Here is a 20,983-nt window from a genome sequence, read left to right on the forward strand (position 1 = left end):
CCGAGGTGTGCGGTCCGGCAGCGCGGGATGGACACGCGCGAACACCGCGGCGAGGGGGCCGACCTAGAAGAGGCCCTCGCCGCGGCACGTAAGGAGGAGGCTGCCGCGCACCCGGCCACCGTAGCAGCGCCCCGGGACCGCCGGGGATCTGCGGTCGGTGACCGTCGGGGTGTATCAGGGGGTCGGCGGCGGCCTCTCCACCTGCATGACCCTCGACGAGAACCTCCCCGTTGCCGCCGCCTCCGCCTCCGCGGTGCGCCTGGTCCCGCCCACCGACCCGCTGTACGTGTCGGGGTGGGGCCGGTTCGCCGTCCACCTCGACGACACCGTCGACCTCGACGACCTGGTGTTCGCCGTCGACCCGCCCGAGGGGGGCCTCGTGTCCCACTCCCGCGACGAGACCTTCGACGAGGACCACCCCGACGTGGTCGTGGCCGCCTGCGGCCTGCCCGGCACGTACGAGCTGCACGCCTACGACCGGTGGTCCCGCGACCTGCTGGCCACCACCACCTTCCGGGTGGACGACGCCTGGGCCGGGCCCGACGGTCCGCCGGTGGCCTACGTCGGCCGGGTCGGCGACCCCGCGGGCACCCCGGCCTGGGGCGGCGGCGACCCCTACCTGCCGCAGAACCTCGACGTGCACCCCACGGTGGGCCAGCGCCGGGTGGCGGTGGTCCTGGTGGAGACCACCGACCTCGACCCGCTCGCCGACGCCGACGCCGCGGTGCTGCGCGACACCTGGCGGGCGGAGGTCTTCGACGGGGTGCTGCACGGCGGGGTGACCGAGAGCGCGGCGATCTACTGGCACGAGGTCTCGGACCACCAGCTCACCCTGGTGGACGCCGGGGTGGTCGGGCCGCTGCGGCTGGGCAGCGCCTGGGACGCCATCACCACCGCGGACTCCACCGGCAAGAGCGAGGGGGTGTTCCCGTTCGCCCGCGCCGGGATCGCCGCGGTGCGCGCGGAGAACGCCGCCCGGGCCGCCGACGGGCTGCCACCCCTGGTCGACCTGACGACCGTGGACACCGTCGTCGTGGTGCCGCGCAGCATCCCGGCGGACCCCGTCACCGGGTTCCCCGGGCGCTTCCAGTGGCCCTACGCCACGGTGCGCGGCACCGACGACCAGGCCTTCGAGGTGGACCGGTTGGTCGTGGACGCCGGCTTCACCCAGATCTCCCTGCCGGTGATGCGCGTCATCCAGTGCAGCTCGATGCCGCACGACTGGGATGCCCGCGGCAGCCGCACCATCGCCGAGACCGCCTCGCACGAGCTGGGGCACACCTTCGGCCTGCCCGACGAGTACGCGATGGACGGCGACGCACCGACGTACCAGGCCCGCGACCTGGACGGGTGGACGCTGATGTCGAGCGAGCGGAACGCCCCGGAGCCCACGGTGCCGGAGAAGATGAGGCTCGGCTGGGTGCGCGCCGGGAAGGTGCGCACGCTGAGCGCGGCGGTCTCCGGTCCGGTGGACGAGGAGGTCGTGCTGCACAACGCCGAGCACGGCCCGGCGCCGGCCGGGCGGTACGCCGCCGTCGAGCTCCGCATCCGGGACGGCGAGAACTACTACTTCGAGTACCGCCGGGACCGCCCCACCGAGGTCAGCGACCAGAGCCTCCCGGCCGACCTGACGGTGCTGGGCACCCACGTGCTCTCCGGTGACGTCCCCTCGGAGGAGCGGCGGCCGATCCTGCGGATCCGGGACGACGGGGACGGCGACCGCGGCGAGTTCCAGCGCGGCGACGACTACCGCGAGACCGACACCACCGACCCGAGCTACCCGAACGACTTCGCGCTGCGGGTGCTGGAGACCAGGCCCGAGTACGCCCGGGTGAAGCTGACCTACGGGGACGCGAAGCCCGACCCGCAGATCCGGCCCTACGCGATGAGCACCCACTGGCAGAGCCCCGACGTCGAGGTGGCCAACGCCCGGTCGCAGACCCCGGGCCTGCGCAACGTGCCGTGGGCGGGCCACCCGAACACGGTGCTGGCCACGGTGCGCAACCCCGGCAAGGTCGACGCCCCGGGTGTGCGGGTGGAGTTCTCGTGGCTGGACATGACCGTGGCCGGCGGCCCCGAGATGCCCCTGGGCAGCCAGACCCTGGACGTCCCCACGGACGCCGAGGTGGTCTTCACCGCGCCGACGACCTGGGTGCCGCCGACCAGCAGCTCGCCGCACTTCTGCGTGGTCGCCCGGATCGCCGAGTACACCGTGGCGGGGGCCCGGGAGATCATCGTCGACAACAACGTGGGGCGGTCCAACTACAGCCGGGTGGTCTCGGCCTCGGCGTCGCCGTCCACCCGCACCGGGGGCGTGGTGAAGGTGACCAACCCCTACCCGGTCGCCGCCGACTGCGTCGTCTCCGTGCTGCAGACGTCGCCGATCCAGCGCACGTACCTGGAGCACTCGTGGGTGCGCCTGGAGCCGCACGGCGAGCGGGACGTCGCCTTCCGCACCGAGTCGATGATCGGTGACCCGAACCTGCCCGACGCCCTCCTCTCGCAGTTCGTCGGCAGCCTGTACGAGCCGCGCGACGAGCTGCGGCTGACCGGCATCGCCCGGCTGGGCACCGGCTGCCACGGGCACGTCACCGGCGGCGCCGGGGTGCTGGTCACCTCCGGTCGCGCCACCCGGTTCGTGCGCTTCGAGGTCGTCGACGGCGTCGCCACGGGGCAGGTCGAGGAGGTCGGTGGCGGCCACCCGGCGAGCGGGTCGGTCCTGGTCACGCTCCGGCGGGACCCCGACGGCCCGGCCCGTGAGGTGGCCGTCGAGCTCCCCGTCCGGAACGGGACGTTCCGGGGCCAGGTGACCGAGGAGATCCGCCCCCAGGACATCCGCTGGGCCCAGGCGCACTTCGTCGGCGGCAACGGTCAGGCGCCCTGCGACTCGGACGAGCTGCTCCCGTGACTCAGTAGTCCCGGCTCAGGCGGAGGCGGAGCGGCCGGCCGTCGGGGTCGTGGACGAGCCGGTACAACGGGGTCGCCCAGACCTGCTCGAGGCGGGTCAGCTCGGGCCGGCGGTGCGGGCGGATCCGGCCCGGGGGCCGTGGTCCGACCCGGCCGCCGGCGTGCCAGGCCTCCAGCGCGTCCGCGGTCGCCACGCAGGCGGCGACGAACTCGTCGGGGTCCAGGAGGCCGGCGTCGTCGTCCCGGTCCAGGTGCTCGCGGGCCAGCTCCAGCCGCAGGTCGCGGGCGAAGGTGCGGGCGCCGTCGCCCAGGCCGGCGGGGTCGCGCGGCTCGCGCTCGTCCAGGGAGGTGTCCAGGACGGCGTTGGACAGCTCGCTGTCGTGGGTCCAGGAGCGGCGGTTCATGTTGTCGCTGCCGACCTCGGCCCAGACGTCGTCCACGACGCAGACCTTGGCGTGGACGTAGACCGGGGTGCCCTCGTGGTTCTCCAGGTCGAACACGTGCACCCGGCCGGGCGCGGCCTCCTGCAGCAGCCGCATGGCCTGGGCCTGCCCGTGCTGCTGGGGGCGCTCGGAGAAGGCGCCCTGCTGGTCGGGCACCTTGGGGACGACGACGACCAGCTGCAGGCCCTCGTGCTCGCGCAGCGAGGAGGCCAGGTGGTCGGCGACGTCGGAGGACCACAGGTACTGGTCCTCGAGGTAGACCAACCGGCGGGCCCGGGTCAGGGCCTTGGTGTAGCCCCGGGCGATGGAGCGCTCGCCCTCCGGGGCGAACGGGAACGCCGGCCACACCTTCGGGTAGGTGCGCAGCGTCTGCACCGTGTGCGGCCCGCACTCCGGCGGCGCGGGCGGCTGCTCGGGCAGCGGGGTGGGGTCCATCTGGTTGCGGCCCAGCCACTGCAGGGTCTTGTCGTGCACCCAGGCGAACGGGCTCTCCGACGCGGGGCTGGTCGGGTCGTCCCAGCGCTCGCGGAAGCAGTCGTCGAGCACCCCGACCACCGGGCCGCGCAGCTGCAGCTGGACGTCGTGCCAGGGCGGGGTGTCGCCGTAGGCGTCGGACATGTCCTGCGGCTGCGGGTCGCCGCGGTGCTCGGCGTCGTCCCGGCGGGTGTGCCCGAGGTCGATGCCGCCGGCGAAGGCGACGTCGCGGGACGGGTCGGCGGGGTGCCGGCAGAGCACGAGCTTCTGGTGGTGGCTGCCCATCCGGCGCACCCGCTGGTCCCGGACGACGACCGCGCCGTCCTCCTCCAGCTCGCGGTCCAGCGACGCGTTCTGCTCCTTGGAGAAGCTGAGCCCGTCCCAGTGCGAGCGCCAGACCAGCCCGCGGACGCACACCCCGCGGCGGGCCGCCCGGGAGAACAGCTCGTCGACGGTCGGGCCGTCGGGCCGCAGCTTCTGCCCCGGGTCGCCGCGCCAGTCGGTGAAGAACAGGTGGTCGCCCTCGGCGAGGTCCTCGACGGCGTCGACCAGGCGGTCGAAGTAGGCGGCGCCGTGCACCAGCGGCTCGGCCAGGTTGCCGGTCGTCCAGGTGGGGATCGCGGTGGCCGGGTTGTCGCGCTCGGCGGTGGTCAGCAGCCAGGCGGTGACGTCGTCCTCGGTGTCGGGCACACCGGTGATCACACCACCGCGGCGGGATTCCGGCTGCTCGGGCGGTAGTCTCGGGCCCCGTGGCCCTGGTCGTGCAGAAGTACGGCGGTTCGTCCGTCGCCAACGCCGAGCGCGTGAAGCGCGTCGCCGAGCGGGTCGTGGCGGCGAAGAAGCAGGGCCACGACGTCGTCGTCGTCGTGTCCGCGATGGGCGACACGACCGACGACCTGCTGGACCAGGCCTCCCAGATCACGGCCGACCCGCCCGGTCGCGAGCTGGACATGCTGCTCACCGCCGGCGAGCGCATCTCCATGGCGCTGCTGGCCATCGCGATCTCGGTGCACGGCTACCAGGCGCGGTCCTTCACCGGCTCGCAGGCCGGGGTGATCACCACGTCCAGCCACGGCAAGGCGCGGATCATCGACGTCACACCGGGTCGGCTGCGCTCGGCGCTGGACGAGGGCTCGATCGTGATCGTCGCCGGGTTCCAGGGCGTCAGCCAGGACACCAAGGACATCACCACCCTGGGCCGCGGCGGTTCGGACACCACCGCGGTGGCCGTGGCCGCCGCGCTGCACGCCGACGTCTGCGAGATCTACACCGACGTGGACGGCGTCTTCACCGCCGACCCGCGGATCGTCCCCAACGCCCGACGGCTGGACACCGTCACCTACGAGGAGATGCTGGAGCTCGCCGCCTGCGGGGCGAAGGTCCTCATGCTGCGGTGCGTCGAGTACGCCCGTCGGTACAACATCCCGGTGCACGTCCGCAGCTCCTACTCCCAGCTCCCCGGCACCACGGTGTCCGGTTCGATGGAGGACCTCACGGTGGAACAGGCCATCATCTCCGGCGTCGCGCACGACCGGAGCGAAGGCAAGATCACGGTCTACGGCGTGCCGGACCGGCCCGGTGAGGCGGCGCAGCTGTTCCGCGTGCTCGCCGACGCCGAGATCAACATCGACATGATCGTGCAGAACGTGTCGACGGCGGCCACCAAGCTCGCCGACATCTCCTTCACCCTGCCCAAGAGCGACGGCCCGACCGCGTTGGCCGCGCTGGAGAAGGTGAAGCACACCGTCGGGTTCACCGAGGTCGAGTTCGACCAGCACATCGGCAAGGTCTCCCTGGTCGGCGCCGGCATGCGCTCGCACCCGGGCGTCTCGGCGACCTTCTTCGGCGCGCTGGCCGACGCGGGGGTCAACCTCGAGCTGATCAGCACCTCGGAGATCCGCATCTCGGTCGTCTGCCGCGACGCCGACGTCGACCTCGCCGTCCGGGCGGTGCACGACGCCTTCGAGCTCGGCGGCGACGTCGAGGCCGTCGTCTACGGGGGGACCGGGCGATGAGGCCGCTGCACATCGGCGTCGTCGGCGCGACCGGTCAGGTCGGCGTCGCGATGCGCCAGATCCTCGCCGAGCGCGGCTTCCCCGTGGCCAGCATCCGGTTCTTCGCCTCGGCGCGGTCGGCCGGCACCACCCTGCCCTGGGGCGACGGCGAGATCACCGTCGAGGACGCCTCGACCGCCGACCCGACCGGCCTGGACGTGGCGCTGTTCTCCGCCGGGGCGACCACCTCGCGGGCGCAGGCGCCCCGGTTCGCCGCGGCGGGGGTGACGGTGATCGACAACAGCTCGGCGTTCCGCAAGGACCCGTCGATCCCGCTGGTCTGCAGCGAGGTGAACCCCGAGGACATCGCCCTCGCCGGCGAGCAGCGGATCATCGCCAACCCGAACTGCACGACCATGGCCGCGATGCCGGTGCTCAAGCCGCTGCACGACGAGGCCGGGCTGGTCCGGATCATCGCCAGCACCTACCAGGCGGTCTCCGGGTCCGGGGTCGCCGGCGTCCGGGAGCTGCACGGGCAGGCCCTCGCGGTGGTGGAGAAGGCCGACCAGCTGGCCTACGACGGGTCGGCGCTGGCCTACCCCGACCCGGCCGTCTACGTCGCGCCGATCGCGTTCAACGTGCTGCCGATGGCCGGCTCCGTCGTCGACGACGGCTCGTTCGAGACCGACGAGGAGCAGAAGCTCCGCAACGAGTCGCGCAAGATCCTGCACATCCCCGACCTGCGGGTCTCGGGCACCTGCGTCCGCGTGCCGGTGTTCACCGGGCACTCGCTGTCGCTCAACGTGGAGTTCGGGCGTGAGCTCTCCGTGGAGCGGGCCCGCGAGCTGCTCGCCCCGGCGCCCGGGGTGTCGCTGGTCGACGTCCCGACGCCCCTGCAGGCCGCCGGGCAGGACCCCTCCTACGTCGGGCGGATCCGGCAGGACGGCCCGAACGGTCTGGCGTTGTTCGTCTCCAACGACAACCTCCGCAAGGGCGCAGCCCTGAACACGGTGCAGATCGCGGAGCTGATCGCCGCACGGTCGTGACCGACCAGCTCACCCCGGACGACGTCACCCGGCAGCGGCCGACCGACCGCCGGCTGGCCGCCCTCGTGGTGGCGTCGGCGGTGGGCTCGTGGCTGGTGTTCCGCTTCCTGGTGGTCAACGGGCAGCACGACTGGTTCGACCTGTCGGTCTACGACGGCGCGGTGAGCCACTGGGAGGCCCGGGGCATCACCGGCGACTCGCTCTACGACTACCTGAAGCCGGGCACGCCCTACGGCTTCACCTACCCGCCGTTCGCCGCCCTGCTCATGCTGCCGATGGTGTGGGTCGGCCTGCCGGCCGCGGTGGCGCTGAACCTCACGGTGTCGGCGGTGCTCGTGGCCGTCGGCACGGCCTGGTTCCTCCGCCCGCTGCTCCGGCGCACCAGCTGGCCGGTGTGGGCGGTGCTCGGCACGGCGGTGCCGCTGGTGCTGCTGAGCGAACCGGTGCGCCAGTCGATGGCGTTCGGGCAGGTCAACCTGTACCTGGCCGCGCTGGTGCTGGTCGACGTCGCTGCGCTGCGCCGCGGGGCCCGCTGGGCGGGCATCGGCATCGGCCTGGCGGTGGCGATCAAGCTGACCCCCGGCGTCCTGCTGCTGCACCTGCTGGTCACCCGCCGCTTCCGCGCGCTGGCCGTCGCGGTCGCCACCGCCCTGGGGGCCACCGCGCTGGCCGCCCTGGTCAGCCCGGCGTCGGCGGAGCGCTTCTGGACGCAGGCGCTGTGGGAGACCGACCGGGTCGGCAAGGTCGACATCACCGACAACCAGTCGCTGCTCGGGCTGCTGAGCCGGCTCGTGGGCGGGGCCGCCCACCCGCCGCACCTGCTGTGGGCCGTGCTGGCCGCCGCGGTGGTCGCCGTGGGCCTGGTGCGGGGGCTGCAGGCCCACCGCGCCGGGGACGACGTCACCGGGTTCGTGCTGGTCGGCATCGTCGGCGGCCTGGTCAGCCCGATCTCCTGGACCCACCACCTCTGGCCGTTGACCGCCGCCGCGCTCCTCCTGGTGGTCCGCGGCGGACGGTCGGCCACCCGCGGAGCCGTCGCGGTCGGGGCGGTGCTCGCCCTGGGCGTCAACTGGTGGGCCAACGGGCCCGACGCCGCGCTGCGCGGCCTCGGGCCGATCACCGTGCTGGTCGAGAACGCCTACGTGTGGCTGGCGCTGGTCCTGCTCGTCACGCTGCCCACCCGTCCCCGGGAGCCGATCACGGCGTGACGTGCCGCAGGGCGAAGTCCAGGGCCGTCTCGACCTGGCGGATGGTCTCCTCGATCACCAGCGACCCGTGGCCGGCGTCGAACCGGTACACCTCGTGGGCCTTGCCGTTGGCGTCCAGGGCCCCCAGGTAGTTGTCGATCTGCCGGATGGGGCAGCGCGGGTCGTTGGCGCCCGCGACCACCAGCACGGGCGCGACGACGTCGTCGACGTAGGTCAGCGGCGACGAACGCCGGTAGACCTCGGGGACGTCGTCCGGCGAGCCGCCGAACAGGGCCCGGTCGTAGGCCCGCAGGCCCTCCATCTCGTCCTCGTAGGCGGCGAGGTAGTCCGCCACCGGCACCTCGGCGATGCCGGCGGCCCAGCGCCCGGGCTGCGTGCCCAGGCCGAGCAGGGTCAGGAACCCGCCCCACGAGCCACCGGAGAGCAGGCAGCGGGCCGGGTCGACGACCCCCTCGGCGACCAGGGCGTCCTGCACCGCGGCGACGTCCTCGAGCTCGGTGAGCCCGGGCCGGCCGGTGAGGGCGTCGCGCCAGGCCGAGCCGTAGCCGGAGGACCCGCGGTAGTTCACGTGGACGACGGCGTACCCGGCGTCGACGTAGGCGGCCCGGCGGGCCCGGTAGCCGTCGTCGTCGGCCGCCTCCGGCCCGCCGTGCACCAGGAACGCCGTGGCGTACGGGGCCTCGCCGGCCGGGCGGACCACCAGCGCGTGGATGTCGCCGCCGGGGCCGGGCACCCACCGGTCCTCGACCGGGTAGCCGGCCGGGGGCTCGTCACCCGGGGCGGCCAGCACGACCGGCCCGTCGGCCCGGCGGATGACCGGCGGCCGCTCGGACGACGACCAGGCCAGCTCGACCGAGCCGTCGGGGCGCGCGGTGGCGCCGCGGACCACCCCGGGCGGGGTGTCCAGCCGGGTCAGCGCGCCGGTGGCCAGCTCGTAGCGGTACAGCTCGCTGCGGGCGGCGTGGTCGTGGCCCACCAGCAGCGCCGAGCCGTCGGGGTACCAGCCCGCCGTCACGTCGCCGGGCAGGTCGAGGACGAGCTCGGTCTCGGTGTCGGCGGCGACGTCCCAGACCAGCAGCTCCTCGCGGCCGCGGCGCTCGTGGCCGACCAGCAGCCGCAGGTCGCCGGGCACGGGGGAGAAGCCCAGCGCGTGCAGGCCGAGCTCCTCGCCGTCCCACTTCTCGGCCACGACCCACGGGCTGCCGGGCTCGGACTGCGCGTGCTCGGCCGGCAGGCCGGAGACGTCGAGCACCCGCAGCGCGGGGTAGCGGGGGTCGCCGTGCTCGGAGTGCGACATGACCAGCCGGTCCTCGTCGCGGGACAGCGCGTCGACCGAGGCGGTGTCGGGGGAGTGGTAGAAGACCCGGGGGGTGCCGTCGTGCGGGGCCAGCCACAGCTCGCTGCCGTCGTCGGTGGACCGGCCGATCGACACCAGGGTGCGGCCGATCTCCAGGCCGGCGGGGTAGGCGGGCTCGACCTCGGGCACCGCGACGACGTCCTCACCGCCGGCGAAGGGCTGCGTGCGCCAGACGCCGAACTCGTCGCCGTCGGTGTCGGCGAACCACCACACGGTCTCGCCGTCCGGGCTCAGCGTGGCCGCCAGCGTGCCGTTGGCCCGGTCGGTGACCTGGCGCTGCTCGCCGGTGTCGCGGTCCCAGGTGTACTGCTCGACCACGCCGGTGACGTCGGAGGCGAACAGGCAGCGCTGCGGGGCGTCCTCGGCCCAGTCGGGCAGCGAGACACGGGGTGCGCGGAAGCGGGCCTGCCAGCGTGCGGTCACGTCCTGCGGGAGGGGGTCCACGGCGCCCATCCTCCCGCAGGGCTCAGCGGCCGGCGCTCGCCGGTTCGACCGAGGCGTCCCGGACGTCGCCGATGAGCTGCTCGAGCACGTCCTCCAGCGCGACCACGCCGACGACGTCCTCGCCGTCCACGACCCGACCCAGGTGCACCCCGGCCTCGCGCATCGCGTGCAGCACCTCGGGCAGCGGTTCGTCGACGGCCACCTCGACGAAGTGCTCGACGGCGTCGGCGGGCAGCGGGCTGTCCCGGTCGGTGGCGCCCAGCACGTCCTTGACGTGCACGTACCCCTCCCACGTGCCGTCGGGGCCGGCGAGCGGGTAGCGGCTGAACCCGTGCTCGGCGACGACGGCCTCGAGCTCGCGCGGGGTGATCGAGCGGTCGACGGTGACCAGGTCGGCCGAGGGCAGCAGGACCGAGCGGGCGTCGTGGGTCTCGAAGCTCAGCGCCCCGGCCGCGAGCTCGCCGACCTCGTCGCCGAGCAGGCCCTGGCTGCGGGACTGGGTGATCATCGAGCGGATCTCGGAGCTGTCGAAGCTGGCCGAGACCTCGTCGGTGGGGGTGACGCCGAACAACCGGACGAAGCCGTTGGCCGTGGTGTTGAAGAACCAGATCAACGGCTTGAGCACCGTCACGACCTTCACCATGGGCGGGCCCAGGGCGATCGCGGCGCGGTCGGGGCCGGCGATGGTGATGTTCTTGGGCACCATCTCGCCGAGCACCATGTGCAGCACGGTGACCAGGGCCAGCGCCACGACCAGCGCGATCGGGTGCAGGAGGCCGGCCGGCACCCCGGCGGCCTCCAGCGGCACCTCGATCAGGTGCGCCACGGCGGGTTCGCCGACGGCACCGAGCCCCAGCGAGCACAGCGTGATGCCCAGCTGGGCGCCGGCCATCATCTGCGACACGTTCCGCATCGCGTCCAGGGTCTTCTGCGCCCGGGCCGAGCCGGCGGCGGCGCGCGGCTCGATCTGGTCCACCCGGGCCGAGACCAGCGCGAACTCGGCGGCGACGAAGAAGGCGTTGCCCAGCAGCAGCGCCACCAGGACCGCCAGGGAGAGGACGTCGCTCACGACTGCGCCACCTCGTGCCGGCGGGCCGCCGGCTCGTCGCCCCGGGGCACCGGGTCGGCGCGCAGCCCCGCCACCCGTCGTCCCTCGACGCGCACGACGGTGAGCCGGTGGCCCTCGACGTCGACGGTGTCGCCCTCGACGGGGAGTCGGGCCAGCTGCTGGGTGACGAAGCCGGCCACCGTCTCGTAGCGGCCCTCGGGGACGGCGATACCGGTGCGCTCGCGGACCTCGTCGGGGCGCAGCAGGCCGGAGACCAGCCAGCCGTCGCCGTCGCGCCGCAGCTGGCGCAGCGGCCGGTCGGTCTCGTCGGCGATCTCGCCCACCAGCTCCTCGACGATGTCCTCCAGGGTCACGATGCCGTGCGTGGCGCCCCACTCGTCGACCACGAGCGCCAGCTGCAGGCCCTCGTCGCGCAGCAGGTCCAGCAGGGGGTCCAGGTGCAGCGAGCTGGGGACGGCGAGCACCGGGCGGGCCAGCTCGCCGGCGGTGCGGGTGCCCCGCTCGTCCTCGGGCACGGCGACGGCCTGCTTGACGTGCACCAACCCGGTGACGTCGTCCAGGTCGTCGTGCCACACGGGGAACCGGCTGTTGCCCGACCGGATCGCCGTCTCGATGACGTCGGCCGCGGTGGCGGTGTGCGGCAGGGCCACCAGCCGGGTGCGCGGGGTCATCACGTCGGTGGCGAACTTGTCGCGCAGGCCCAGCGAGCGGTCCAGCAGCCGGGCGGCGGTGGGGGACAGGTCGCCCTCCTCGGCGCTGCGCCGGGCGACCGCGGCCAGCTCACCGGCGCCGCGGGCGTCGTCCAGCTCCTCGCGGGGCTCGAACCCGAGCTTGCGCACGATCGCGTTGGCCAACCGCTGCAGGGCCCGGACGACGAACCCGAACACGGTGGTGAACGCCCGCATCCCGGGGGCCACCGCCGCGGCGACCGCCAGCGGGCTGGCGATGGCCAGGTTCTTGGGCCCCAGCTCGCCCAGCAGCATCTGCAGCGTGGTCGCCAGCGCGATGCCGACGACCACGGCCACGGCGGTCGCGGTGCCGGCGTTGAGCCCAAGCGACTCCAGCGGACCGTCGAGCAGCCCGCCGATCGCCGGCTCGGCCAGGTAGCCCACCAGCAGCGTGGTGATCGTGATGCCCAGCTGGGCCGCCGAGAGCTGGGTGGACAGGCCCTGGAGCGCCTGCACCACGCCGCCGGCTCCCCGCCGTCCCTCCCGCTCGGCCTCCGCGGCCTGGCCGCGGTCGACCGTCGTGAACGAGAACTCTGCCGCCACGAAGAACCCGGTCAGCGCGGTGAGGACCACAGCGGCGAGCAGGAGGAGCCATTCGGTCATCAGCGGCCAGCGTGCGGGTTGCGCCGGGCAACCGCGCGCCGGGGCGGTGTGTCGTTCAGGACAGCAGCTGCTCCACCCGGCGGGCGACGGCCAGCAGCTGGGCGTCCTGGCCGGGCAGCGTCTCCAGCGACAGGCCGACCGGCAGGCCGCCCGGGGCGGTGCCGCACGGCAGCGACACCGCGGGCAGGCCGGCGGTCGACCCGGGGCCGGTGTTCTGGATCGAGGTGCCGAACACCGGCACCTGCTCGCCGTCGAGGTCGGTGGTGTCGTCGTCCCCCAGCGGCGGGGCCAGCAGCGGGACCGTCGGGTAGACCAGGGCGTCGAGCCGGCCGCCGCCCTCGAGCTCGTGCGCGGTGGCGTAGGCCGCCCGCAGCTGCTCGCGCACCTCCAGGCACTCGGCGTAGGCGGCCCCGGACACCGGCGCGCCGATCGCGTGCTCGAGGGCACCGCGGACGTCGGGGCTGGCCACCCCGGCCACCAGCTCCTCGAAGGTGGGGCCGTCGTCCAGGCTGCCGAGGTAGGCCGGCAGGGTGCGCAGCACCTCGTGGAACACGATCGGGAAACCGCAGCGGGCATCCAGCTCGTGGGCGGCCACGACGTCGACCTCGACCAGGTCGACCCCGGCCGCGGCCAGCGTGTCCAGCGCCCGACCGACCGCGTCGGCGACCTCCTTCGCCAGCCCGTCGAAGAAGCCGGGCAGCGGCACGCCGAGCCGCAGCATGCGGGCGTGCGGCACGGTCGCCGGGGCCGCCCCGGCGACCACCTGGTCGAGCAGGACGACGTCGGCGACGGTGCTGGCCAGCGCGCCCACGGTGTCCCGCGTGGTCGAGAGGCCGACCAGCGCGTCGGCGCCGCCCCACCGGCCGACGGTGGGGCGGTAGCCGACGATGCCGCAGTGCGCCGCCGGCACCCGCAGCGAACCGCCTGTGTCGGTGCCCAGCGCCACCGGCACGACCCCGGTGGCCACGGCGACCGCGGACCCGCCGGAGGAGCCACCGGCGGAGCGGGTCGGGTCGTGCGGGTTGCGGACCGGGCCGTAGGCGGCGTTGTTGCTGGTGATGCCGAAGGCGAGCTCGTGCAGGTTGGTCTTGCCGACCACGGTCGCCCCGGCCTGCCGCAGCCGGCCGACGGCGTGGTGGTCGCGGCCGGGGCGGGAGCCGTGCAGCGCGGGGGTGCCACCGCTGGTCGGGAGGTCGAGGGTGTCGACGTTGTCCTTCACCGCGATCGGCACACCGGCGAGGGCGCCCTCGGGGGCCAGGTCCGGGTCGATTCGCTCGGGGTCGACCACGGCCAGGAACGCGCCCAGGTGGTCGACGGCGTGCGCCCGGGCCGCGGCGTCGGTCAGCCGCTCGGCAGCGGTGCCGCCGCGGGCGCGGGAGAGGTCGAGACGATCCAGCCGAACCATGACCGGAACCCTAGGACCCGGGTACGCAGAAGGCCCGCTCAGGAGAGCGGGCCTTCTGACCGTGGTGGTCGGGGTGACAGGATTTGAACCTGCGGCCTCGTCGTCCCGAACGACGCGCGCTACCAAGCTGCGCCACACCCCGAGAGCCGTCGTGAAGCCTAACGCACGGCCTCGTCGGCGCCGACGGCGGTGTCCCGGGCGACCAGCGTCAGCAGCGTGGCCTCGGGCGGGCAGCAGAACCGGTAGGGCGCGTAGGGGCTGGTGCCCATGCCCGCGGACACGTGCAGCCAGGTGTCGTCGGTCCAGCGGTGCAGCCAGCGGGCCTTGTCGCGGCTGATGCCGCAGTTGGTCACCAGCGCGCCGTAGAACGGCACCCGCAGCTGCCCGCCGTGGGTGTGCCCGGACAGCAGCAGGTCGTGCCCGTCGGCGGAGAACCGGTCGAGCACCCGGGGCTCGGGGGAGTGCACCAGGCCCAGCCGCAGGTCGGCGCCGGCGTCGGTGGGCCCGGCCACGGAGTCGTAGTCGTCGCGCTGCAGGTGCGGGTCGTCGACCCCGCGGACGGCGATCGTGCGGCCGTCGACCTCCACCGTCGCCGTCCCGTTGGTCACGTCGGCCCACCCGCGGGCGAGCATGCCGTCGCGCAGGTCGCGCCAGGGCAGCTCGTCCCCGTGCACCCGCTTGTGGTTGGTCTTGAAGTACTTCAGCGGGTTCTTCGGGCGCGGGGCGTAGTAGTCGTTGCTGGCCAGGCAGAACAGGCCGGGCCGGTCCAGCAACGGCTCCTGGGCGGCCAGCACGATCGGCACGGTGTCGTGGCCGGCCAGGTTGTCACCGGTGTTCACGACCAGGTCGGGGTCCAGGGCGTCCAGCGCCGCCACCCAGTCGCGCTTGGAGGTCTGGGCCGCCGTCATGTGCAGGTCCGACAGGTGCAGCACGGTCAGCGGTCGCTGGCCCGCGGGCAGGACCGGCACGGTGAACCGGCGCAGCGTCCAGTGCACGCGCTCGACCAGGGTGGCGTAGCCGACGGTGGCGAGACCGGCACCGACGAGGGCGGTGGGGACGGCGAGAGCGGGACGCACCGGGGGAGCTTAGGACGGAACCCCCTTGGCCGGTCGTGACAGGCTTCGGTCCATGTCCGACCTCAAGCAGAAGCTCCGCGACGACCTCACCACGGCCATGAAGGCCCGCGACGAGCTGACCACCGCCACCCTGCGGATGGTGCTCGCCGCGGTCACCGCCGAGGAGGTGTCCGGCAAGGAGGCCCGCGAGCTCACCGACGACGAGGTGCAGGCCGTGCTCCGCCGCGAGGCGAAGAAGCGCCGCGAGGCGGCCGAGGCGTTCGGCGGCGCGGGCCGCACCGAGCAGGCCGAGCGCGAGCGGGCCGAGGGCGACGTCGTCGCCGGGTACCTGCCGCAGCAGCTCACCGACGCGGACCTCGTCGCGCTGGTCGCCGAGGTCGTGGCGGCCACCGGCGCCAGCGGCATGGGCGACATGGGCAAGGTCATGGGCCAGGCGAACGCGAAGGTGGCCGGCCGGGCCGAGGGCGGTCGGGTGGCCGCGGAGGTCCGCCGCCAGCTCGGCTGATCCCCCTGCGCACGACGAGGGCCGGTCGACCAGGTGGTCGACCGGCTCTCGCCGTCGTGGTGCGGGTGCCCCGGGTCGCGCCCGGGGCGGTTCAGCCGGGTTGGCCGTCGCCGTTGGTGTCGGGGGCGTTCGGATCGACCGCGGTGCCCGGGTCCGGTGCCGGTGCCGGTGCGACGTAGCCCGAACCGTTGCTGACCTGGACCGACACCGACCCGCCCTGCTGGACGCGGGAGCCCTGGGCCGGGTTGGTGCCCACCAGCGTGCCGGCCGGTTCGGCGGAGTCGACGTCGGTCTGACCGGCGTAGCGCAGGCCGGCCGCGGTGATGGCCGACTGGCAGTCGCTGGCCGACCCGCAGGCGGGCACCAGGGCGGTGTTGCCGTTGGCGACCGTCGCGTCGGCGGCCGGGAACTCCTCGGCGGGCTCGTTGGCCAGGATCGGCGCCATCGCGTCGTTGAAGATCTCCGCGGGCTTGTTGCCGCCGAAGCCGCCGACGCTCTCGTTGCCGTCGGAGTTCCAGACCATGACGCTGGCGGTGTAGCTCGGCGTCGACCCGATGAAGCTGACCGAGACGTTGCCCTGCGCCGTACCGGTCTTGCCGGCGATCTGGTGACCCGGGATGGCGGCCCGCCGGGCCGTGCCGTAGGAGGCGGTGGTGTCGCCGATCATGATCTGGTTCATGGTCGAGGCGACCCCGGCCGGCACCGCGCCGGGGTTGCAGGAGTCGGCGGTGTTGATCACCGTGCCGTCGGTCAGCGTGGCCGGCGAGCCGTCGCGGTTCGTGATCGCGATGACCGGGGTGGGGTCGCACTGCGTGCCGCCCGCGGCCAACGTGGAGTACGCCGAGGCCAGGTCCAGCGGGCTGGTGGCGTCGGGACCGAGGGTGAAGGACCCGCGGTTCTCGTCGATGATCGTGTCGGCCGGGGTCTGGTTGCTGCGGTCGAAGTGCATGCCCATGCGCTCGGCCATGCGCACCGGTGCCTCGACGGAGCCCAGGGCGTCCTCGAGGGCGAGGAAGTAGGTGTTGGACGAACGCACGAGGGCCTGCTCGAGGTCCAGGGTCGCCGGGTAGGTGCCGGCGTTGATCACGCAGTAGGGGGAGCTCGGGTTGCGGTTGCCCGTGGCGGTGCAGCCACCCTTGTAGACCCGGGAGACGTAGGGCACGGCGGTGGTGATCGTGTAGTACTGCGAGAAGCCCTGCTCCAGCGCGGCGGCGGCGGTGAACACCTTGTAGGTCGAGCCGGCACCGCGGCTGGCCACCTCGTTGTAGTTCACCGACTCGCACGCCGGGTTGTTCACGTCCGAGCAGAACTGGCGGTTGTTGCTCATCGCCAGCAGGTGACCGGTCCCCGGCTCCACCGCGGTGAAGGTGCCGACCAGGGGGTCGCCCATCGGCAGCGTGTTCAGCACGGCCTGGTCGCCCGAGGCCTGGATGTCGGGCCGCAGGGTCGTCTGGATCGTGTACCCGCCGTTGTCGAGCTGCTGCTGGGTCATGCCGAGCTTGCCGATGAGGTACCGCTGCAGGTAGTCGCAGAAGAACCCGCCGATGCTCGCCGCGACGCAGTTGCGGGCCGGGGGCTGGCCCTCGGCGGTGGCGATCGGCTGGGCGGTGGTGTCGGCCAGCTCCTGGTCGGTGATGTGGCCGAGCTGGTGCATGCGGTTGAGCACGACGTCACGGCGGGCCTGCGCTGCCTCGGGGTGGGCCAGCGGGTCGTCGTCGGTCGGGCTCTGCACCAGACCGGCCAGCACCGAGGCCTGCGGCAGGGTCAGGTCGATCGCGTTCATGGAGAAGTACCGCTGCGCGGCGGCCTGGATGCCGTAGGCACCGGCGCCGAAGTAGGCGATGTTCAGGTAGCGGGTGAGGATCTCGTCCTTGGAGTACGTCTCCTCCAGGGCGAGGGCCAGCCGGGCCTCGCGGAGCTTGCGGCCCACGGTCTGCTCGTCGGCGGCCTCCGCCTCCTCGGGGGTGTCCGCGGTCTGCAGCAGGGTCTGCTTCACCAGCTGCTGGGTCAGCGTCGAGCCGCCCTCGGCCACCCCACCGGCGGCGATGTTGGCCGCCAGCGCCCGCAGGGTGCCCTGCACGTCGAGACCGTTGTGCTCGTAGAAGCGGCTGTCCTCGATGTCGACGATCGCCTGCTTCATGACGTCGGAGATCTGGTCCGCGGTCACCGGCGTGCGGTTGTTCTCGTAGAAGTTCGTGATGGGGGAGCCGTCGGCGGCCAGCACGACCGTGTTGCCGTTGGGCGTCTGGTCGGTCAGCTCGACCGGGAGCGCGTCCAGCAGCGAGGCGGAGTTGCGGGCCACCAGCCCGCTGCCGCCCACGAACGGCAGCATCATCCCGGCCACCAGGGCTCCGGCCACGACGACCGTCGCCACGAGCTTGAACAACGTGCCGATCTTGGAAACAGCATGGGTCTCGGACATCGCAGGCCAAGGTACCTGCCGGATTCACCCGATCGGGCGTGTCGAGGGGAACTCGCGGGGGGCGTGGACCCGTGTCCCCCAGCTGTTCCACCGGTCACGTGCAGGCCCCGTCCAGGTGGTGCAGCCACCGTGCCGGCGGTCCGGACGACGGACCCGGGCGAGCGGGGGCAGCGTGGACCAGGTCGAGAGCGTGCCCGCGCGGGTGCGCCGGCAGCGTCGCGCGGTGCTGGCCACCGGCGCGCTCGCCGTCCTCGTCGTCGGCGCGGCCGGGGTGCTCGACCCCGACCCCACGACGGCCGTGGTGGTGGCGGGGCTGATGGTGGTGGCGCTCGGGTACCCCTGGGTGGTGTCGGAGCTGCCCTCCCGACCTCGACCCGTCGGCCGGCAGGGGTGGCGGGTGATCGTGACCATCGGCGACATGACCCGGTGCGCGGCCTGGACGCCGCCCCGGCGGGCGTCGACCGCCGCGCTGGGCCGGCTGTCGTGGGCCCCGGCAGGGTGGAGCTGGGAGCCCGGTCCGGCCGGGCGGCGCCTGGGCTTCGGCCCGGTCGTGCTGCCGGGCACCTGGGAGGTCGTCGACCGTGGCGTGGTCCGCTGGAGCGTGCTGAGCAGCCACGTCACGGTCAGCGGCCCCGGCGGCACGTGCCCGGTCACGTTCTGGGGCCGGGCCGGCACCGTCCGGGCGATCGAGGCCGCAGCGGGGCGTCCGTGACCGGCGAGCTGTTCTGGCGGTTGGCCCTGGTCGTCGTCCCGCTGGGCATGGCCACGTGGGGGTTCGGCGGGGGATGGGCCCGGAGGCCGTTCGGGAGCATCGCCGAGCAGCAGCGCCAGGAGCGGGGGCGCAGGCAGGGGCGCGTGCTGTGCGTCGGCCTCGCGCTGCTGGGCGCCGCGCACCTCGCCCTGTACCTGGCCAGGTGAGCCGGGCTCACCGGTCACGCCGCCCACCAACTGGTGAGGGTGGTGGCGAGGGAGTCGACGCTGCGGATCGGGCGGTCGAGGTCGGCGCCGAGGGTGGCCGGACATCCCCCACGGTGGCCGGGCATTGCCCGGTGCGTACACCGTGCAGGATGTCGGGCCACCCAGTGGGGGGTCTGCCCACCGGCCGGGGAGGTCAGCGGCGGGCGGGGAGGATGCGCGAGCGCGGGGTGCCCGTGCCGCTGTCGGCGTCGTCGGCGGTCAGGGCGGCAGCCATCACCTCGAGGTCGGCCAGGTCGTGCACGTCGCCGGCGGCGGCCGGGACCGTGCGGACGGCGACGTCGCCGTGCGCCTGGGCGAACCGGTCGGCCAGCCGCTGCTCCCGCGAGGCCTGGGCCATGCGCTCGGCGTGCACCCGCAGCGCGCCGGCCGCCAGCTTCGCGCCCTTGCCGCCGGCCTCGGCCACCGCCTCCGCGGCGGCCGCGGCCCGGGTGGCGCTCAGCGCGGTCGTCGCCGGGGGGTGCGTGCGGTTGAGCACGAGACCGGCCAGCGGCATGCCCTCAGCCGACAGCCGGTCGACGAAGTAGGAGGCCTCGCGCAGGGCGTCGGGCTCGGGGGTGGCGACCACCACGAACGCCGTCCCCGGTTGCTTGAGCAGTTCGTACGTCGCCGTCGCCCGCTCGCGGAAGCCGCCGAACATGGAGTCCAGCGCGGCGATGAAGGTGGCGATGTCACCGAGCAGCTGGCCGCCGAGGATCTTGGAGATGATCCGGCTGAACAGGCCGAACCCGGCGCTCACCATGCGCAGCCCCGCCCGCCCGCCGGCCCGCGCGGGCGCGGTGAGCAGCCGGATCATGGTGCCGTCGAGGAAGCGGGCCAGCCGGTCGGGGGCGTCGAGGAAGTCCAGCGCCGACCGGGACGGCGGGGTGTCCACGATGATCAGGTCCCAGGTCTCGCGGGCCCGCAGCTGGCCCAGCTTCTCCATGGCCATGTACTCCTGCGTGCCGCCGAAGGAGGACGACAGGGCCTGGTAGAACGGGTTGGCCAGCACCTGCTCGGCCCGCTCGGGGGTCGAGTGCGCCACGACGACGTCGTCGAACGTGCGCTTCATGTCCAGCATCATCGCGTGCAGCTCGCCCGGCCCACCGGTCTCGATGCGGCGCGGTTCGTTGTCCAGCTCCTCGAGGCCGAGGGACTGCGCCAGCCGCTTGGCCGGGTCGATCGTGAGCACCACGACCGAGCGGCCGGCCGCGGCCGCGGCCAGGCCCAGCGCGGCCGACGTCGTGGTCTTGCCGACCCCGCCCGCGCCGCAGCAGACCACGATCCGGGTGGCCGGGTCGCGGACGAGGGTGTCCAGGTCGAGAGCGGGGGAGCTCACCGGAGCACCTCCAGGCGGTCGGCCAGCTCGTGCAGGGCGCCCAGGTCGACCGGCCCGGTGAGCAGCGGCAGCTCGGTGGTGGGGCGGCCCAGCTCGGCGACCCGCCCGCGCAGCGCGTCCTGCGACTGCCAGCGGCGGGCGTGCTCGACGGCCTCCTCGGCCAGGCCCGCGGCGATCGCCGGGTCCGCGGGCAACCCGCCGGCGGCCAGCGCCGGGGCCAGCTCGGCCGCGGTCACCCGGCCCTGCGCCGCCCGGGCCAGGCTGGAGGCCGGCAGCAGCGGCTCGGTCGCCATGTTGACCAGCACCGATCCCACCGGCAGACCGGTCGCCTCCAGCTCGACGATCGCGTCGGCGGTCTCCTGCACGGGCATCTCCTCGAGCAGCGTGACCAGGTGCACCGCCGTCTGCGGTGAGCGGAGCACGGCCATCACGCCGTCGCTCTGGGTCTTGATGGGGCCCGACCGGGCGAGCCCGGCCACCTCGTCGGTGACGTTGAGGAACTTGGTGATCCGCCCGGTCGGGGGGGCGTCGACGACGACGGCGTCGTAGACGCGTCGGCCGTCGACGCGGCGGGTGACCGCCTCCTTGACCTTGCCGGTGAGCAGCACGTCGCGCAGACCCGGCGCGATGGTGGTGGCGAAGTCGATGGCCCCCATCTTGCGCAGCGCCCGGCCCGCCCGCTTCATCGAGTAGAACAGCTCGAGGTACTCCAGCAGGGCCTCGTCCAGGTCGATGGCCAGCGCCTTCACCTCGCCACCGCCGCGGGCGACGGCCACGCGGCGCTCCTCGTAGGGCAGCGGCGGGGTGTCGAACAGCTGCGCGATGCCCTGCCGGCCCTCGGTCTCGACCAGGAGCGTGGTGTGCCCGTCGGCGGCCAGGGCCAGGGCCAGGGCGGCGGCGACGGTGGTCTTCCCGGTGCCGCCCTTGCCCGTCACGATGTGGCAGCGCACGTGCGGGGCGGGGGAGGTCACGGTGTCGAGCGTAGGGCTGGGCGGCTACCGTCGCCGTC

Annotated in this window: 16 protein-coding genes and 1 tRNA gene; 7 read left to right on the forward strand and 10 right to left on the reverse strand. The window is 74.1% G+C overall.

Annotation, left to right across the window (positions count from 1 at the left end; genetic code table 11):
* The first annotated feature begins 157 nt into the window (after positions 1 to 157).
* Entirely contained in the window at positions 158 to 2,908 is a 2,751-nt protein-coding gene (locus tag BLS67_RS13565) for a hypothetical protein (RefSeq protein ID WP_091246022.1), read from the forward strand.
* 1 nt (position 2,909) lies between these two features.
* Here BLS67_RS13565 and BLS67_RS13570 read toward each other — a convergent pair whose 3' ends face one another.
* Positions 2,910 to 4,514, reverse strand: coding sequence for a phospholipase D family protein (locus BLS67_RS13570; RefSeq protein ID WP_091246412.1), 1,605 nt, complete (start codon positions 4,512 to 4,514; stop codon positions 2,910 to 2,912).
* Positions 4,515 to 4,573: 59 nt separating this feature from the next.
* On the opposite strand from BLS67_RS13570, the gene BLS67_RS13575 reads away from it, so the two are divergent.
* The 3 genes from BLS67_RS13575 to BLS67_RS13585 are packed head-to-tail and all read left to right on the forward strand — an operon-like array spanning position 4,574 to position 8,072.
* Positions 4,574 to 5,839 (forward strand): aspartate kinase, encoded by a 1,266-nt coding sequence (locus BLS67_RS13575; protein ID WP_091246024.1) that lies wholly within the window; start codon positions 4,574 to 4,576, stop codon positions 5,837 to 5,839.
* Positions 5,836 to 6,864 carry an aspartate-semialdehyde dehydrogenase gene (locus tag BLS67_RS13580; protein WP_091246027.1) on the forward strand — a complete coding sequence of 343 codons (1,029 nt, stop codon included), beginning with the start codon at positions 5,836 to 5,838 and terminating at the stop codon, positions 6,862 to 6,864. Before BLS67_RS13575 ends, BLS67_RS13580 begins: the two co-directional genes overlap by 4 nt.
* Positions 6,861 to 8,072: a glycosyltransferase 87 family protein gene (locus BLS67_RS13585; RefSeq protein WP_091246029.1), complete on the forward strand. Its 1,212-nt coding sequence runs from the start codon at positions 6,861 to 6,863 to the stop codon at positions 8,070 to 8,072. The genes BLS67_RS13580 and BLS67_RS13585 overlap by 4 nt, the downstream gene beginning before the upstream one ends.
* Here the strand turns inward: BLS67_RS13585 and BLS67_RS13590 are convergent.
* The 6 genes from BLS67_RS13590 to BLS67_RS13615 form a co-directional block, all read right to left on the reverse strand.
* On the reverse strand, positions 8,062 to 9,882 hold the full coding sequence (locus BLS67_RS13590) for a S9 family peptidase (RefSeq protein ID WP_091246032.1): 1,821 nt from the start codon (positions 9,880 to 9,882) through the stop codon (positions 8,062 to 8,064). The two genes, BLS67_RS13585 and BLS67_RS13590, sit on opposite strands and share 11 nt — an antisense overlap.
* 13 nt (positions 9,883 to 9,895) lie before the next feature.
* Positions 9,896 to 10,942, reverse strand: coding sequence for a hemolysin family protein (locus BLS67_RS13595; protein ID WP_091246035.1), 1,047 nt, complete (start codon positions 10,940 to 10,942; stop codon positions 9,896 to 9,898).
* Entirely contained in the window at positions 10,939 to 12,273 is a 1,335-nt protein-coding gene (locus BLS67_RS13600) for a hemolysin family protein (RefSeq protein WP_091246038.1), read from the reverse strand. The genes BLS67_RS13595 and BLS67_RS13600 overlap by 4 nt, the downstream gene beginning before the upstream one ends.
* A 55-nt stretch (positions 12,274 to 12,328) precedes the next feature.
* Complete coding sequence (locus BLS67_RS13605) at positions 12,329 to 13,678, reverse strand: amidase family protein (RefSeq protein WP_091246042.1); 1,350 nt, start codon at positions 13,676 to 13,678, stop codon at positions 12,329 to 12,331.
* Positions 13,679 to 13,743: 65 nt separating this feature from the next.
* Positions 13,744 to 13,820: transfer RNA gene (locus BLS67_RS13610), tRNA-Pro, on the reverse strand.
* 16 nt (positions 13,821 to 13,836) lie between these two features.
* Complete coding sequence (locus BLS67_RS13615; RefSeq protein WP_091246045.1) at positions 13,837 to 14,754, reverse strand: metallophosphoesterase; 918 nt, start codon at positions 14,752 to 14,754, stop codon at positions 13,837 to 13,839.
* A 52-nt stretch (positions 14,755 to 14,806) separates the two neighbouring features.
* Between BLS67_RS13615 and BLS67_RS13620 the strand changes: the two genes are divergently transcribed.
* Positions 14,807 to 15,259 carry a GatB/YqeY domain-containing protein gene (locus BLS67_RS13620; RefSeq protein ID WP_091246048.1) on the forward strand — a complete coding sequence of 151 codons (453 nt, stop codon included), beginning with the start codon at positions 14,807 to 14,809 and terminating at the stop codon, positions 15,257 to 15,259.
* A 91-nt stretch (positions 15,260 to 15,350) separates the two neighbouring features.
* Here the strand turns inward: BLS67_RS13620 and BLS67_RS13625 are convergent, their stop codons facing one another.
* Positions 15,351 to 17,681 carry a penicillin-binding protein gene (locus tag BLS67_RS13625; RefSeq protein WP_091246051.1) on the reverse strand — a complete coding sequence of 777 codons (2,331 nt, stop codon included), beginning with the start codon at positions 17,679 to 17,681 and terminating at the stop codon, positions 15,351 to 15,353.
* A gap of 172 nt (positions 17,682 to 17,853) precedes the next feature.
* Here BLS67_RS13625 and BLS67_RS13630 point away from each other — a divergent pair, with 172 nt between their 5' ends.
* Complete coding sequence (locus tag BLS67_RS13630) at positions 17,854 to 18,393, forward strand: hypothetical protein (RefSeq protein ID WP_091246052.1); 540 nt, start codon at positions 17,854 to 17,856, stop codon at positions 18,391 to 18,393.
* A complete protein-coding gene (locus BLS67_RS13635) occupies positions 18,390 to 18,599 on the forward strand; it encodes a hypothetical protein (protein ID WP_091246054.1) in 210 nt (69 codons plus the stop codon). The genes BLS67_RS13630 and BLS67_RS13635 overlap by 4 nt, the downstream gene beginning before the upstream one ends.
* Positions 18,600 to 18,792: 193 nt before the next feature.
* Here BLS67_RS13635 and bagB read toward each other — a convergent pair whose 3' ends face one another.
* Entirely contained in the window at positions 18,793 to 19,974 is a 1,182-nt protein-coding gene (bagB, locus tag BLS67_RS13640) for an ArsA family ATPase (RefSeq protein ID WP_207500573.1), read from the reverse strand.
* A complete protein-coding gene (bagA, locus tag BLS67_RS13645) occupies positions 19,971 to 20,945 on the reverse strand; it encodes an ATPase BagA (protein WP_207500575.1) in 975 nt (324 codons plus the stop codon). Before bagA ends, bagB begins: the two co-directional genes overlap by 4 nt.
* Positions 20,946 to 20,983 lie beyond the last annotated feature (38 nt).

This window comes from Klenkia soli, from assembly GCF_900103975.1.
Taxonomy (GTDB): domain Bacteria; phylum Actinomycetota; class Actinomycetes; order Mycobacteriales; family Geodermatophilaceae; genus Klenkia; species Klenkia soli.

Coding starts and splice junctions, on each gene's coding strand:
- BLS67_RS13580 (WP_091246027.1), top strand. CDS start 5,836: ATGAGGCCGCTGCACATCGGCGTCGTCGGCGCGACCGGTCAGGTCGGC.
- BLS67_RS13590 (WP_091246032.1), bottom strand. CDS start 9,882: ATGGGCGCCGTGGACCCCCTCCCGCAGGACGTGACCGCACGCTGGCAG.
- BLS67_RS13600 (WP_091246038.1), bottom strand. CDS start 12,273: ATGACCGAATGGCTCCTCCTGCTCGCCGCTGTGGTCCTCACCGCGCTG.
- BLS67_RS13605 (WP_091246042.1), bottom strand. CDS start 13,678: ATGGTTCGGCTGGATCGTCTCGACCTCTCCCGCGCCCGCGGCGGCACC.
- BLS67_RS13620 (WP_091246048.1), top strand. CDS start 14,807: ATGTCCGACCTCAAGCAGAAGCTCCGCGACGACCTCACCACGGCCATG.
- BLS67_RS13625 (WP_091246051.1), bottom strand. CDS start 17,681: ATGTCCGAGACCCATGCTGTTTCCAAGATCGGCACGTTGTTCAAGCTC.